9 protein-coding genes and 1 riboswitch are annotated in these 17088 nt (G+C 28.3%); of the genes, 8 read left to right on the top strand and 1 reads right to left on the bottom strand.

The annotated features are described in order from the left end of the window. The first annotated feature begins 37 nt into the window (after positions 1 to 37). Both rnr and smpB read left to right on the top strand, forming a co-directional pair. Positions 38 to 2293: a ribonuclease R gene (gene rnr, locus LPC13_RS02325; RefSeq protein WP_005211634.1), complete on the top strand. Its 2256-nt coding sequence runs from the start codon at positions 38 to 40 to the stop codon at positions 2291 to 2293. Positions 2294 to 2368: 75 nt separating this feature from the next. Beyond that, positions 2369 to 2839 carry an SsrA-binding protein SmpB gene (gene smpB, locus LPC13_RS02330; protein ID WP_040418851.1) on the top strand — a complete coding sequence of 157 codons (471 nt, stop codon included), beginning with the start codon at positions 2369 to 2371 and terminating at the stop codon, positions 2837 to 2839. A 74-nt stretch (positions 2840 to 2913) separates the two neighbouring features. Here the strand turns inward: smpB and LPC13_RS02335 are convergent, their stop codons facing one another. After that, positions 2914 to 3837: an amidase domain-containing protein gene (locus tag LPC13_RS02335; RefSeq protein WP_005211630.1), complete on the bottom strand. Its 924-nt coding sequence runs from the start codon at positions 3835 to 3837 to the stop codon at positions 2914 to 2916. A gap of 319 nt (positions 3838 to 4156) precedes the next feature. Here LPC13_RS02335 and LPC13_RS02340 point away from each other — a divergent pair, with 319 nt between their 5' ends. The 6 genes from LPC13_RS02340 to LPC13_RS02365 all read left to right on the top strand — a co-directional run bounded on the left by LPC13_RS02340 (position 4157) and on the right by LPC13_RS02365 (position 17084). Next, positions 4157 to 5155 (top strand): LacI family DNA-binding transcriptional regulator, encoded by a 999-nt coding sequence (locus LPC13_RS02340; RefSeq protein WP_195244965.1) that lies wholly within the window; start codon positions 4157 to 4159, stop codon positions 5153 to 5155. Between the two features lie 385 nt (positions 5156 to 5540). Then, positions 5541 to 6917, top strand: coding sequence for a sucrose-specific PTS transporter subunit IIBC (locus LPC13_RS02345; protein ID WP_005211627.1), 1377 nt, complete (start codon positions 5541 to 5543; stop codon positions 6915 to 6917). A 362-nt stretch (positions 6918 to 7279) separates the two neighbouring features. Further along, positions 7280 to 7364: riboswitch (cyclic di-GMP riboswitch) on the top strand. A gap of 220 nt (positions 7365 to 7584) precedes the next feature. Then, positions 7585 to 9531 (top strand): discoidin domain-containing protein, encoded by a 1947-nt coding sequence (locus tag LPC13_RS02350; protein WP_234088513.1) that lies wholly within the window; start codon positions 7585 to 7587, stop codon positions 9529 to 9531. A 66-nt stretch (positions 9532 to 9597) separates the two neighbouring features. After that, the gene (locus tag LPC13_RS02355) at positions 9598 to 14937 is read left to right on the top strand and encodes an NPCBM/NEW2 domain-containing protein (protein WP_234088515.1); all 5340 of its coding nucleotides are present in this window, start codon (positions 9598 to 9600) and stop codon (positions 14935 to 14937) included. 341 nt (positions 14938 to 15278) lie between these two features. Next, positions 15279 to 15845, top strand: coding sequence for a hypothetical protein (locus tag LPC13_RS02360; protein ID WP_005211620.1), 567 nt, complete (start codon positions 15279 to 15281; stop codon positions 15843 to 15845). Positions 15846 to 16112: 267 nt separating this feature from the next. Next, positions 16113 to 17084 (top strand): carbohydrate kinase family protein, encoded by a 972-nt coding sequence (locus LPC13_RS02365; RefSeq protein WP_234088517.1) that lies wholly within the window; start codon positions 16113 to 16115, stop codon positions 17082 to 17084. Positions 17085 to 17088 lie beyond the last annotated feature (4 nt).

Consider the following 17088-nt stretch of genomic DNA (forward strand, 5'->3'; position numbering starts at 1 on the left):
ATAAAGACAATAAATTAAATTAATCGGAGGAAATTACATGAAAATAAAAGACACCTTACTCAGCTTTATGAGGGAAGAGGCATATAGACCTATGGATATTCAAGAACTAGTTACAGTTTTTGATATAAATCCAGATGAATATAAATCATTTAAAAGAGCCTTAAAGGTTATGGAGTTAGAAGGGTTAATTATTAGAACAAAAAAAGATAAATTTGCACTTCCTGAAAGATTAGGACTTATAAAAGGGAAACTTCAGGCGCATCAAAAAGGATTTGGTTTCTTAATTCCAGAAGAAGAAGGAGAAAAGGATGTTTTTATTCCAAGTTCATTTATTAATGGTGCTATGAATAACGATAGGGTACTTGTGCAAATTACTAGAGATGATATTAATGGGAAGAAGAGAGAAGGAGAAGTTGTAGAAGTACTTGAGAGAGCTAATACTAGAATTATAGGTGTTTATGAAGATAGTAGAAACTTTGGGTTTGTTGTTCCAGAGGATTCTAGATTAAATCAAGATATATTTATTTCAAAGAAAGATAAAAATGGAGCAAAGCATGGTGATGTAGTTATTGCGGAAGTAACTAAATGGCCAGAAAAGAGAAGAAGTCCTGAAGGAATAGTTAAAGAAGTGCTTGGAAAAAAAGGTGAAAAAGGATTAGATATTTTAACTATAATTAAAAAACATGGTCTTCCAGAAGAGTTTCCACCAAAGGTTTTAGCTTATGCTGAAGGAATTTCAGAAGAAATAGAAGAAAAAGAAATAGAGAGAAGAAAAGATATTAGAAATCTTAGAATGGTAACAATAGATGGAGAAGATGCAAAGGATCTTGATGATGCTGTTTCTATTGAAAAATTAGATAATGGTAGATATAAGTTAGGAGTTCATATTGCAGATGTTACTCATTATGTTAAAGAAAAAAATCCGCTAGATAAAGAAGCGTTAAAAAGAGGAACTTCAGTTTATTTAATAGATAGAGTTATACCAATGCTTCCAAGGAAGCTTTCAAATGGCATATGTTCACTTAATCCTAAGGTTGATAGATTAGCATTAAGTTGCTTTATGACTATTGATAACAATGGTAAAGTTTGTGACCATGAAATAGCTGAAACTGTTATTAGAACATCAGAAAGAATGACATATACAGATGTAACTAAAATACTTAGAGATAATGATGAGGAACTTATTAAGAAGTATGATTATTTAGTAGATGACTTTAAAACAATGCAAGAGCTTTGCTTAATACTTAGAAATAAGAGAATGAGAAGGGGCGCTATAGATTTTGATTTTGAAGAATCTAAAATAATCTTAAATGAAAATGGTAAACCAATTGATATAAAACCATATGAAAGAGAAATAGCAAATAGAATAATTGAAGAATTCATGCTTGTTTGTAATGAAACTATTGCTGAGCATATGTTCTGGACTAATTTACCTTTTGTATATAGAGTTCATGAAAATCCAGATGAAGAAAAATTACAAAAATTTAGGGACTTTATTTACAACTTAGGATATACAATGAAAGTAACACAAGATATTCATCCAAGAATTCTTCAAGAAGTACTAGAAAAGGTTAAAGGTAAGAAAGAAGAAACTGTAGTTAGTACTCTTTTATTAAGAAGTATGATGAAGGCAAAATATACACCAGAATGTTCTTCGCACTTTGGATTAGCAGCAACATATTATTGCCACTTTACATCACCAATTAGAAGATACCCTGATTTACAAATTCATAGAATAATAAAGGAATTCTTAAATGGTAAGATAGATGAAAAAAGAGCTGCCAAACTTGCACCAATAGTTGATATAGCTGCAAAGCAATCATCAGATATGGAACGACTTGCAGAGGAAGCAGAAAGAGAAGTTGATGATTTAAAGAAAGCTGAATATATGATGGATAGAATAGGTGAAGAATTTGAAGGAATTATATCATCTGTTACATCATTTGGTATATTTGTTGAACTTCCAAATACAGTAGAAGGACTTGTTCATATAACTGATTTAGATGATGACTATTATGTTTATGATGAGCAACATTTAATGCTTTTAGGTCAAAGAACTAAGAAAATTTATAGATTAGGTGATTCGGTTAAAGTAAAATGCTCTAGAGTTGATATAGATAACAGAGAAATTTTCTTTGATATACTTGAAAGTGAACAACATTTAGAAGAAATAGTGCCAAGCGAAGAGACAGCTTCAATAATTGCAGAAGTAAAAAAAGAGTTTGGAACTAAGATTGAAGATGAAGAAAAAACAGAGGAATCAATAGAACCAGAAGAAGAATTCAATGAATAAATTACTTAAGTTGTGATTTTAGTTATAAATTGATATAATTAAAAAAAACGTGTTAATAAAGAAGTGGGTGAGGATATGGCAAGAGTTAAGAATAGTAATTCTTTAGCTGAAAACAGAAAAGCTCGTCATGATTACTTTGTTGAAGAAACAATTGAAGCAGGGATTGCATTAGTTGGGACAGAGGTTAAGTCTATAAGAGGTGGAAAGTGTAATTTAAAGGATTGTTATGCTGATATTAAAAATGGTGAGGTATTTATTCTAAATATGCATATTAGTCCTTATGAGCAAGGAAATATATTTAATGTTGATCCTTTAAGAGAAAGAAAGCTTTTACTTCATAAGGAACAAATAGGAAGACTTGCAGGATTAGTTTCTAGAGATGGATACACATTAGTACCTCTATCTTTATATTTAAAAAATGGAAGAGTTAAAGTAGCTCTTGGTATTTGTAAAGGTAAGAAAAACTATGACAAGAGAGATTCTATGCTTGAAAAAGCACATAAAAGAGATATAGAGCGTCAAATGAAAGAAAGAAATAGATACTAATTTAAAGTATTATAAAATGAGATTATATCATCAATTTTGATATAATCTCATTTTTATATTGAGGCAAGAAGGTGTTAATAAGAAGATTTAATATTTTTTTCATTCCAACCAAAGTCGAATGGCATATTAACAGCATTTAAGCTATTGCAATTTATTAGAGGATAACCATTTGAATCAAAGCCAGAAATTACAGCCTTATGATCTGTAAATAGTGATTTTTCAAATCTTAAAATATCATCAACTTTCAAATTAGTAGGTGTTGAAAAGTTGCTATTTAAAGTTTTGGTATAAGGTAAGACTGTTTCAGTTAATGTAAATGTGTAATTATCTATTCCATCATCAAATACATCACAGTAGTAATCCTTATCGATTAAATATAAATCATCAAAATTTTCACTATAACTATATAGAGTTAATATATGGGGAATAGTTAGTGAAAATTCATTTTTTAATTTACCTTTATTATGAACATAAGTAAAAGTACATTGTTCATCCACATCTATTATAAATTTATTATCCTTCTGAGTGATACTATTTATAATTATAAAAGAGTTTATGGAAGTAAATAAAATACCACGCTCAATAGCCCAATCTCTTAAATAAGCAATTCTTTTAAATTCGTATATTAATGAATATCTACCATTGGAGCTAGAAGCTCTATAGTAGTTATATAAAGAAGATACATCTCCAGATAAGAAGCTGTTATTTCTTTTGGTAAAAGCTTCAGATAAAAATTTATTTATACTTTCTTCATAAGATTGTAAATTACTATTTTTAGGTAGTGAATTTTCAGTGTAATCTACAAAGGTATAAATAGAATCATTATTAGTAAGGAAAAAATTATTTTCAGTATAATCAATATAACTATGACCTTTAACAGTTCCTAGTGTATAAAAGAAATATATAAATAAAGAAATTATAAGGATATCATATATGAATACTAGAAAAAAATGTTTAAAGGTATATCTTACTTTAATATTTTTATCTTTAGAAAACATTCAATCACTCCTTGTAACTAAAACTTAAAGTAAATATGATATTAAAAACTTATAACAAATATAAGGTTTTATAAATTTAATATTTAATTAATATATATAAGGTATGGTTAGTATAGAAAATATACTAAGAAAATAATTCTAAATATAGTATTAACAATTAATAAATTTATTATTTACTAAAAATAGTAATAATATGATTGAAGTTGATTATTTAAGTATATACATTTTAAAGTTGAAATATTACAGTATATAAATTAGTATAGTATATGAATATGTTTTTAAGTGAAAACATTTAAACAATTATTAAGGAGAAGCGATAATGGCATTAAATATAATTGATATTGCAAAGTTAGCAGGGGTATCTAAATCAACAGTATCTAGATACTTAAATAATGGGTATGTTGGTGCTGAAGCTAGAGAAAAAATAAAAAAAGTGCTTGATGAAACAGGGTTTACTCCTCAGAGACAAGCAAAAGGAATGAGAACTAAAAAAACAAATTTAATAGGAGTAATAGTTCCTAAAATAAGTAGTGAAACTCCAGCAAGAGTAGTGGAGGGAATTACAGAAATTTTATCACCTAATAATTATGATATTTTAATTGCAAATACGAATCTTTCAATTGAAAAGGAATTAGAATATCTTAATATATTTAAGGCTAATCAAGTAGATGGAATTATCTTTATGGCAACTAAAGTAACTGAAAAACATATAAGTGTTATGAAAAACTTAGAAGTGCCTATTGTAGTTGTAGCTCAAGATATAGAGGGGTTTTCATCAGTATTCTTTAATGAATTTGATGCAACAAGAGATATAACAAATTGTATAATTGAAAAAGGTCATAAAAAGTTAGGCTATATTGGAGTTTATGAAGAAGATCAGGCTGTTGGTTTTGATAGACGAGAGGCATTTATAGAAACATTAAATGAAAAAAATATAGAAATAATTAATGAGAATATAAAAATAGGTGACTTTGCTGAAGAAAGTGGTTATAAATTAGCAAAGGAAATTATGGAAGGAAATAATCCACCTACTGCAATAGTTGCAGTGACTGATAATTTAGCATTAGGTGCAATAGAGTATTTAATTGATAATAATTACAGAGTTCCAGAAGATGTTGCAGTGGTTGGTATGGGAGATTCTAAAATATCAAGGGTTATTACCCCTAAACTTACAACAATTCACTATCATTATAAAACTGCAGGAAGAAAGTCGGCAGAAATAATGTTGGAATATCTTAATGAGAAAACAATACAAAAAGAAAAAATGGTAAAAAAAGTTAAAATAAATTGTTTACTAATAAAAAGAAATAGTGTATAATCAAACTGTGAAAAGGTTTTAATGATTTATATATGGGAATGTTCCTATATATAAATCATTAAAAAAATATATAGGTTAAATAGAATAATACTGAAATGTATAATGTTTATTCAAAAATTACCAAGATAAAAATTTTAAGAAAGTGTAGACTTATATAAAATAAAGTTATATAATCGTATTGAAATTAAATTATAAACAAATTTCGACAATTGACTTAGCAAAAAATGAAAACGTAATACGTTTTTTTAAGGTGAATGGGAACATTACCACAAGTTTTTTATAAGCACTGTGGGAACATTACCACTTATTGAATAAAGCCTTTATTATAAGGTAATTATAAATTTATTAAAAATTAAAAATTAAAAATTATTAGGAGGATTTTAAAATGGGGTCAAATAAGTATTTTGATGCTGCTCAAGATATTTTAAAGTATATCGGTGGGCCAGAAAACGTTGGTAGTGCTGCACATTGTGCAACAAGATTAAGATTAGTATTAAAAGATCAAAACTTAGCTAACAAAGAAGAACTAGAAAAATTAGATATTGTTAAAGGTGCCTTTTTAAATGGAGGTCAATTCCAAATAATAATAGGACAAGGGACAGTAAATAAAGTTTATGCAGAACTTATAAAAATTGCAGGAATTAAAGAAATGAGCACTGCAGAAGTTAAGCAAGAAGGTGCTAAAAAACTAAATCCAATACAAAAGTTAGCTAAGATATTATCAGATATATTTGTTCCAATTATACCAGCTATAGTTGCAGCAGGTTTATTAATGGGATTATTAGGTTTAGCAGGTAAATTTGGATTAGAGCAATACTCTAATACTTGGTGGTGGATGATGCTTGATTGGTTCAGTTCAGCAGCATTTAACTTCTTACCAATATTAGTTGCAATAAGTGCAGCAAAGGTATTTGGATGTAATCCATATTTAGCGGCTACTGTTGGGGGAATAATGATTCACCCTGCTTTACAAAATGCATGGACACAAGGTACTGGATATGAAACTATTAAAGTTTTAGGATTTATAAATATGCCATTACTTGGATATCAAGGAACAGTATTACCTATATTATTAGTTGTATTTATAATGGCATATATAGAAAAGGGTACTAGAAAGATAGTTCCAGAAATGCTTGATATATTAGTAACTCCATTAATAACAGTATTAGTAACTGGATTCTTAGCTTTAGCAGTTGTAGGGCCATTAGCCAATGTTGTTGGAGCAGCAATAAGTATATTCTTAACATTTGCAATATCTAAATTAGGTGTAATTGCTGGACTTATATTTGGAGGAGCATATTCATCAATAGTTATAACAGGAATTCATCATAGTTTCCACGCTGTAGAACTTAATCTTTTAGCTGAAACTGGTGTAAATACATTATTACCAATTTGGTCAATGGCAAATGTAGCTCAAGGGGGAGCATGTTTTGCAGCATTCTTATTAACTAAGAATAAGAAGATGAAGGCTGTAGCTCTTCCATCAGCAGTAAGTACACTATTCGGTATAACAGAAGCAGCTATATTTGGTGTTAATTTAAGATATAAGACTCCATTTATAGGAGCAGCCATTGGTGGAGCTATTGGTGGAGCTTATGTAGTAGCTATGAAAGTTGGAATGACTGCAGTTGGTGTTACTGGAATACCAGGAATAGCCATAACAAATTCTACATCAATGTTACATTATGTTATAGGAATGGTTATAGCAATAGGTGTTGCTTTTGCCGCTACTATGATAATGGGAATTAAAGAAGAAGCTTAATATTTTATAATAAAGAAGAAGTTGTTAAATTAATTTCTTCTTTTTTTATATTAAAAATATAATAGAAGTTATTGTGATTATTTATTTAATTGTATTTTCAAGTATATAAAGATAATAAGTAAATTGTATTTTTTAACAACTAGGCTTTTAAAAGTATATTATTCTAATCATAAAAGGGAAAAATACAGTGCTAAATAGAAAAAAATAAGTGAGAAATCTATTTATACTGAAATTTATGAAAGATATGCCATTTTGTAGTAAAAAGTTAAATTTTATAGTATAATCAAAAACAACAATTGCTAACTATTATTTAATAATAAATAATACATATTATAAGTGGTAGCATATTGATATTAAATTTAAAATTAAATAGGCAAATCTAAAGAAATTTAGAGACGCAAAGCTATAGGGACTAAGGAAGTATTTCTATGTCAGCCAGTTGCCAAAGAGTGCATTATACTTTTTGTTTATAAAGTTTTAAAAGGTTAATAGTATTTATAGAAAATTAAAAGTTATATTTAAATGATAACGTTTAATAATGATACCGATATTTTCTGTAAGTAAAAATTACTTTTATTAAAAGTTTATGTTTATTTTAGCTACTCTTTAGGGAGTAGCTTTTTTAATGTGCTTTTCTGGGGGAAATAATATTTCAGGGGGAAAATGAATGTTAAAAAGAAAGTTATCAACATTAATTTTAGCAACAACAATAACTAATTTAGTTGCTACACCAGTTAATGTGTTTGCAGAAACATTAACAAGAAACAATATTATTGAAACTAATGAAGTGGAGGAGGAAAATAAAACTAATAAAGCTACTATAACTAAATTTACTTTATATGGTAGTGAGTTGTTAGAGAGTTATAATGAAATTTTTAAAATGGACAACTCTAACATAAAATCTATAACTAATAATGGTGGGAAATATTCAAGTAGTACCATAGATAAGGCCATAGATGGAAACTTCCAAACTCATTGGGAAACAGGAATACCTAATAATAGTAATTTTACTAATGAAGTTATAATAACTTTAAATGAAGTAGCTACATTAAATAGAATAGTTTATGCGGCAAGACCAGATGCAGGTGGAAAAGGTTTTGCAGAGGAAGTTGAAATATATTCATCTAATACAGAGGATGGAGAAGACTTTGAACTAGTAGCTTCAGGTCAATATGATGGTTCAATAAGAGATATTGTAGAAATAAAATTTGATGCAACTGAATTTAAGAGGGTAAAATTTGTATTTAAAAAAGCAAATCAAGGATGGGCAAGTGCATCTGAATTTATGTTTTATAAAGAAGATAATATAATAGATAAAATGAATAATATATTTACTAATGATTCAAAAAATCAGTTAAGTGAAGAGTTTAATACTCTAGAAAAACTAGAAGCTTTTGATTTAGAAGCCAGCACACATCCTTTATATAGTGAAATAAGAGAAGATATTAATAATGCTAGAATAATATTAGAAGGAAAAGCATTGGAATTTACAGAGGCTAAGGTATCTAACTTTAAGTCATTTAATGATGAAAGGCTAGCTAGTTATGATGAATTATTCAAAGTGCCGTTAGAGAAAGTTACAAGTATAACAACTAATGGTGGACATTATTCCTCTAATGTTATAGCAAGAGCTATGGATGGAGATGTAAATACAAATTGGCATTCAGGTAAGCAAAATACATCTAGCCATACAAATGAAGTAGTAATAACTTTAGATGAGTTAACTACAATAGATAGAATAATGTATACAAGCCTAGTTTCAAGAGGATTTGCACAAGAATTTGAGATATATGGATCTAGAACTTCTGAGGGGGATACATTTGAGAAAATATCAGATGGGTCTACAAGTATAACAACTAAAAATACTTTACAAATAAAATTTAAAGAAACAGAAGTAAGAAGAATAAAATTTGTATATAAAAAAGGATATGAAAATTGGGCTTTAGCTTCTGAATTTGGTTTATATATGCCAGATGAATTAGATCAAAAAATAGATATATTATTTATAGATGAAAAAATGAATGAAGTTAACCCAGAGTTTGGAACAATTGAAGTTATTAATAATTTAATAGAAGAAGCTAATGGACATCCGTTTAAAGATGAATATATTGAAAAATTAAATATAGCTAAAGAGTTAGTAGAATTTGGAAAAGTTCAAAGCGGTACTGCAAATGTGTCTAAATTTGAACCATTTTATACAAACTATATAAATGAGTATGATGATGTGTATAGAGTTAAAAATTTAAGTATAAGCAACAATGGTGGACAATATTCTAGTTCAGCGATAAAGTATGCAATAGATGAAGATACAAATAGTCATTGGGAAACTGGAAATCCAAATAGTGATTCATTTAAGAATGAAGTTATATTAACTTTAGAAGATGCAGAAGTGATAAGTCGTTTAACTTATAAATCAAGAGTCAATGGTAAGGGATTTGCAGAGCAGTTTAGTATATATATATCGCCAGTAGCTTCAGGAGATAATTTCCAAAAAGTAACTGAAGGAAGTTATACAGTAACTAGTGATATGCTAGAGATACAATTTGAAGCTACTAAGGCTAAAAGAGTAAAGTTTGTATTTGATAAGGCTAATCAAAATTGGGCATCAATTTAAGATATAAGATTATATAAAGAGGATTTAGTATCTAAAAAAATAAAAACATTATTTACAAATGGGTTAATGGATATTGTTTCAGAAGAATTTAATACTATAGAAAAGTTAACAGAACTTGAAAATCAGGTTAATGAGCATCCGTTAGCACCAGTTTATTTAAAAGATATACAAATGGCTAAGGATATTATAAATGGTGCATTAGAAACTGTTAAAACTGTTGTGGCAGAACAGTATGGAGATAGAAATGCACATGCAAATAAGAATCTAAAGTTTGGATTTGGTAATAATAATCAACCTACAGGAATAGTTGCTAGAGCGGGGGAAACAATAACTGTATACGTTGATGCAGAACCAGGTGAGCCATTACCACAATTAATGTTTTCTCAACAGGAAGGAAGCTTTGCAAGTTGGGGAAGATCTGTAAGTTTACACATAGGTAAGAATGTAATAACTGTACCAGCTGTTAGTCAAAATGATGGATGGTACAATCATGATGTAACTCCAGGTGGAGCTGTATATATAGTAAATCCTTATACAGAGGAACAGCAAAGTAAAGCACCAGTTATAAGATTTGCATCAGGTTGTGAACAGTTCCCTATGATGGATAAAAATACTGATGAACAAGAATTCTTAGAACTTCTAAAGGATTATAAAGCAAGAGTTGATGCAGATAAGGTAGAAAATCCAAATGTTATGGATAGAAAAATGATAGATGTTGTAGAGGTAGTTTCAGATCATCTTGTATTTACAGGAACTGCAACAGGGGCATATGAAGCTTATATAAATCAAGGTTTTAGTCCAATGAATACTGTAAATATGTATGATGATCATATGGATATGATATTTGAATATTTAGGCATGGATGGAAGTAGTATAAAGAATGATATTAAGTATACTAGAGAGAATATAAGATTAGCTCAACCATTTGGATATATGTATGCTGCATCTGGACATATTGGTGTTCAAGGTGATGTAATGGTATCTATGTTAACTAGTGTAGGTGGCTGGGGTGTTGATCATGAAATGGGGCATAAGCTGGATATAGGAGTAAGAACTATAGGTGAGGTTACAAACAATATGATACCTCAATATTCTTCTTATTATTATAATAAGGCAAATAGAAGAATACCTTTTGAAAGTCATGTTTTTAAGAATGTTATAGCAACTAATAATAACAATTATTATAATGGTGGATACTTTGAAAACTTAGCTGTATTCTGGCAATTAGAAATGATATATCCAGGATATTGGGGAAAATTAAATAGTCAGTATAGAGAAAATAACGTAGTTTTAGATTCTGAAAATTCAGCAAATGATAAATTAAATCAGCTAGCTAAATATTCTAGTATAGCCTTAGAATTAGATTTAAGCGAGCATTTTGAAAGACATGGATTCTGGGTTTCTGATGAGACAAAAGAATTATTAAGTAAATATCCAAAACCAGATATAAAAACTTGGTATGCTAATTATGATTATATAGAGTATGATGGTGAAGGATTTGATAGTAATCCTGAATTAAGTGTTAGTATTCTTAAAGAAAATGAAAATATAAAATTATTATTTAGTGTTAATGAAGATTCTAAAAATGATGTATTAGGTTATGAAATATTTAAAGATGGTAAATTAATTGGATTTACTTCAACTAATAGCTTTGTGGATACAGAATCAATGGTAGGGGAAGATGCAAATTATACTGTTATACCTTATGATAAGAAATTAAATAGTGGAGAAGAGGTAGTAGTAAATTCTCTAACTCCAAGTTTAAATTTACAACAACAATCAATAAGCATAAAACTTAGAGAAGAATTTAATCCAATGGATTTAGTTAAAGCATTAAATTACAATGGTGTAGATATAAGTTCAAATATAGTTATAAATGGAGAAGTAAATGTAAATGAAAAAGGAACTTATCCATTAGAATATACTATTGAGGATAATGGAGTAGTTGTTACAAAAACAGTAAATGTACAAGTTGTAAGTGATTATGATTATTTATCAGATTCAGATTGGAAAAATGCTACAACTCAACATGGAACTCCAAGAAGAAATGCGAATATAAAGGGAAGAATAAATAATGAAACAAAGACTTTTGATAAAGGTTTTGGAATACATGCAAATGGTAAGATAACTTATGATTTATCTAATGAAGATTATGATAATTTTGAGGCATTGGTTGGTGTTGATATGGGAATAACAGCTCAAGCTAACTCAAGCATATCATTTAAGGTTATAGGTGATGGTAAGGTTCTGGCGACTACAGGTGTAATAAAGCATGAAGATAATATGGTAACTATAAATGTTCCAGTTAAGGGTGTTAAAGAATTAGTTATAGAAGTTAATGATGGAGGAAATGGTAATACTTCTGACCATGCAGTAATAGCTAATCCAAAGTTAACTACTAATAATGCTAAACCATCGTTAACTGTTATAGATAAAACTTATAAATTAGGAGAAACAGTAGACTTTATGGAAGGAGTTACTGCATCAGACATAGAAGATGGAGGCTTAACTGATAATGTTGAAATAATTTCTAATAGTTTTGAAGAAAATAAAGTTGGAAGATTTGAGGTTGTTTATAGAGTTACTGATAGTGATAATAATGTGGTTGAAAAGACTTCATATATAACAATATACGAGGAGTTAGTCACTACTAAATCAAAGTATGGTTTATTTAATGATTTAGAAGCTTATAATGAAAAGTTTAAAATACCAGTAGTTTCAGTTTCTAATAATGGTGGAAACTATGGAAGTAGTGTTATTGGTTATGCAATAGATAATAATAGAAATACACATTGGGAAACAGGAAAACCAAATAGCCTTTCATTCCAAAATGAAGTTATATTTGATTTAGGTGAAATTAATGAAATAGATAAAATTGCTTATGCTGCTAGAAATGGTGGAAAAGGATTTGCAACTAAGTTTGAAATTTATATTTCTACTGAAGCAGAAGGAAATGACTTTAGACTAGCAGGTACTGGTTCGTACAATGGAAGTGTTAATGATGTTATTGAAATTGATATAACTAAAACAGAAGCAAGAAGAGTGAAATTTAAATTTATTGAAGCAAATCAAAATTGGGCAAGTATAGGGGAGATGTCATTCTATAAGAGTGATGAATTATCAGATAAGATTACAAATGAACTATTTACTGATAGTAATAAAAATGAAGTAAGTGAAAAATATAATACTTTAGAAAAGCTAGAAGTTTTAAGAGAAGAGGTTGATGCTCATCCAGCAAGGGAGCTTTTCCAAGATGACTTAAATAGAGCTGAACAAATTATAAGAAATAAGTTCCCAAGCTTAGTAGTAGGTGGAACAGAATATGTTAAGTTAAGAAGTGAATATGACTTAATGTCATCTGTAAGTGCAAATGATCAAGAAGATGGAGACATAACTAATAAAGTAATAGTTAATGCAAATGATTTTACAACTAATAAAACAGGTGAATATAAAGTTTCATATACAGTAACAGATAATGATGGAAATGTTGCTACTTTAGAAAAAACTATTATAGTTTATAGTGATTTAGAATATTTATCTGATATTGAATGGACTTCTGCAAGAACTGATTATGGTCAAGTAAGAAAAGACTTAGCTTCAGTTGGAGCTAAAATTAAATTAAGTGTAAATGGCGAGGAAAAGATATTTGATAAAGGTATTGGAACTCATGCAAATTCAGAGATAGTTTATAACTTAGAAGGTACAAATTATAAATATTTTGAAACTTACGTTGGTATAGATAGAAATATTACAAAGCAAAATAATTCAAGTGTAATATTCAAAATTTATGCTGATGATTTAGAAGTTTATAATAGTGGACTTATGAAATGGGAAGATGATGCTAAATTAGTAAGGATTCCATTAGAAGGAGTATCAGAGTTGAAGATTATTGCTGATAATGCAGGTAATGGTAATGCATCAGATCATGCTAGTTTTGGTGATGCCAAATTCTTAATATTAAATTCGGTTCCAAAGATTAATGTACCAAAATCAGTATCTACAAAAGTAGGTCATCCTATAGAATTAAATGAAGAGTATTCTGCAACTGATGCTGAAGATGGAGATTTAACATCTAATATTGAAGTATTAGGAGAAGTTAATTTTAATAAAGCTGGAAAGTATGAATTAACTTACAAGGTAACAGATTCTGATGGAAATACAAGTATAAAAACAAGAAGTGTTGCAGTAGTTGACATGAATGATTATAAGTATTTAACAGAATATGATTGGAAATCAACTAATAATAGTTACACTGCACCTAGAAAGGATATATCAATAAGTGGAAGAACGTTAAGGTTAACAGATGAAAATGGACAAGAGATATCTTATGAAAGAGGTATAGGAGCTCATTCAACATCAACGATAATTTATGATTTAAGTGATAAAGATTATGCATACTTTAGTTCATATGTTGGTGTAGATAGACAAATGTACGGAACTGTTGGATCTGTAACTTTTGAAGTTTGGGTTGATGGCGATAAGAAGTTTGATAGTGGATTAATGACATCGAGAGATGCACAAAAATATGTTGAAGTAGATATTAATGGAGCTAAGGAATTAAAGCTTGTTGTAACTGATGGTGGAAATGGTAATGGTTCAGATCATGCAACATGGGGAGATACTAAATTACACTTTGCCAATAATGAAGGTATTGAAATAAATAGAGCTAAATTAGATGAATTAATTGAAAGCATTAATAACTTAAATAAAGATATTTATACTGAAGAAAGTTTCGATAATTTACAAATGGTTTTAGAAGAAGTTAATGTAGATTTAGCTAATGGATATACTCAAGAAGAGGTTGATAACTTGTTTGTTAAACTAAATGAAGCATATGAAAATTTAGAACAAGCTATTGATTTATCAGAAGTAGTAAATATTCCAGATGAATATCTGAAGAGAGCTATTAAGGCACAATTAAATATATCATCAGATGCTATAACTATAGGAGATATATATAATCTTATTGAGTTAAATGCTATTGGATATGGAATTTCAAACCTAGAAGGATTGCAATATGCTAAGAACTTGGAGTCATTAAATATTCAGTATAATGAAATAAAGAATCTAGTACCAATAAAGAATCTTGAAAAATTAACTGACGTAAAAGCTATGTATCAAAATATAGTTGCAGGTAGTCTTTATAAAAAAGATAATAAAATAACTATAAACTTCGATGTTATAAACAGAAAAGGGGAAAAGTTAAATCCAACACAAATAATAGTGAGAAATAACAAAACCTTGGAAGATACGATTCTTAATGTAGAAGAGTGTATAGATGAAAATGGATTAATATCTTTTGATACAGTAGAATTCGATCAATTTATGCATACTGTATACTTGGGATATGAAGATAGAGAAGATAATTATCTAGCTCAAGTTATATATATGTTTGACAATAGATAAATACGAATTTTACTAAGGTAAGTATAAGACTATACCATATGAAAAACTAATATCATAATATGATATATATTTCGATATTAAGTTTATAAAGAAAGTGTAAAATAAAAATAAATTATATAGGTAATTAATTTTAAAAATAGTAGCTATATTTGTATAAAAATAAATATAGTTGCTATTTTTTTATTTATCATATTTATAAATGAGTTTAAAGGTTGTGTAGAAATAAATATAAGGAAATATAGTTAAGAAAGAGAAAGTGTAATTTTCAGAAGGTTGGATAAAGTAACATTTTAATTTTTACTTAATAAAATAATAATAGGTAAAGTTAAGGTGGTGAGGGTGTGAGTAAAAGGAAACCTAGATTTATTAAGGTTATTAAAAGATGTTGGAGTGAGATAAGTTTTAAAGATAAGGGATTAATATTAATTATGATAATTTTAATTATACAATGTATTCATAACTTATATACCCCTGATCCTACTAACACAGATTATGTCACTGTAAATGTAATGATTAGAACTAGTGTTGCTAGTATATTTGGATATTTTTTAAGCTCTAACTTTTTGGTTAGAAACAAAGAGGAAGAGTCTTATATAGATGAGGAAAATGACTATAAGTTTAAGATTTTAAACAATGAATTACAAGAAGATAATATAAGGGGAAAAGTTGAAACTGAATATGATGAAGAAAAAGAAATAACACGAGAAAAAGAAAGATACTTTTGTAATAAAACACTACAGAATGCTATAGCTATAATTTTATGTATCACAATTATTATATCTCTAATAATTGGAGTAAACTTTAATATAATTCCGGCAGGAGCAGACTCGAAAATATCTCAATTTAGAGATTTAATTAGCGGATGTATAGGATTTCTTTTAGGTAATTCAAGTAAAGATAAAAAGTAATATAAGTTATAGATGAATTAAAATTTAATTTATCTATAACTTATATTATGTTTCTCATTAATATAGATGTTTAAATTATAGAATAAAAAGGGGGATATTTCTAAGAAAAATATATGGACTAACATAGGATAAATGATATAATATTTTCATAAGCGTAGTATTTTATAATTTATGAAATTATAAAGAGGGGATAAGTAATTCGATTTCAATATATTTTTTTGAAAATGAGGGAACGTTCCCATTAAGGATAATTTAGGAGGAAAATAAATGAAAAAAGTAATTTCAATCGGAGAAGCTTTAATAGACTTTATACCTCATGAAAAAGGAGTAGCTTTAAAGGATGTAAGCAATTTCTTAAGAGTTGCTGGTGGAGCACCACTTAATGTTGCTGCTGCTGTTTCAAAATTAGGTGGTAAATCTGTAATGTTAACTAAACTAGGTGTTGATGGATTTGGAGATCATATATTAGAAGAAGTTAAACCATTAGGGGTTGATGTTTCAAATGTTTTAAGAACAAAAGAAGCTAACACAGCTTTAGCTTTTGTTTCATTAAAAGAAGATGGAGAAAGAGATTTCTCATTCTACAGAAATCCAAGTGCAGACATGCTATTAAATGCATCAGAAATAAAAGAAGAAGTATTTTCAGAAGGTGGAATATTACACTTCTGTTCAGTAAGTTTAATAGATGCTCCAATAAAAGATGCTCATAGAAGAGCTATAGAATTAGCTAAGAAAAATAATTGCTTAATAAGCTTTGACCCAAATGTTAGATTGCCATTATGGGAAACTCCAGAAGCTTGCAAAGAAGCAATATTAGAATTCTTACCATTTGCAAACATTGTTAAAATAAGTGATGAAGAATTAGAATTTATAACTGGAATAGCTGATGAAACAGAAGCATTAAACTTCTTATTACAAGGAGCTGTTGAAGTTATAATATACACTAAAGGAACTAATGGAGCAGAATTTATAACAAAAGAAAGGAAAATATTCTCGCCATCATTTAAGGTAGAAGCTCAAGATACAACAGGGGCTGGAGATTCATTTATAGGATCATTCCTATACCAAGTTGCTGAAGGAGATAATACTTTAGAAAGCTTAGTTAGCTTAAATGAAGAAAAAGTAAAAGAAATATTAACATTCTCAAATGCAACAGCTGCTTTAACAGTATGTAAGAGAGGTGCTATAGGAGCTTTACCAACTAAGGAAGAAGTATTAACTTTAGCACAAGGGAGATAATAGT

The organism is Clostridium celatum, from assembly GCF_021412605.1.
GTDB classification, from domain to species: Bacteria; Bacillota; Clostridia; order Clostridiales; family Clostridiaceae; genus Clostridium; species Clostridium celatum.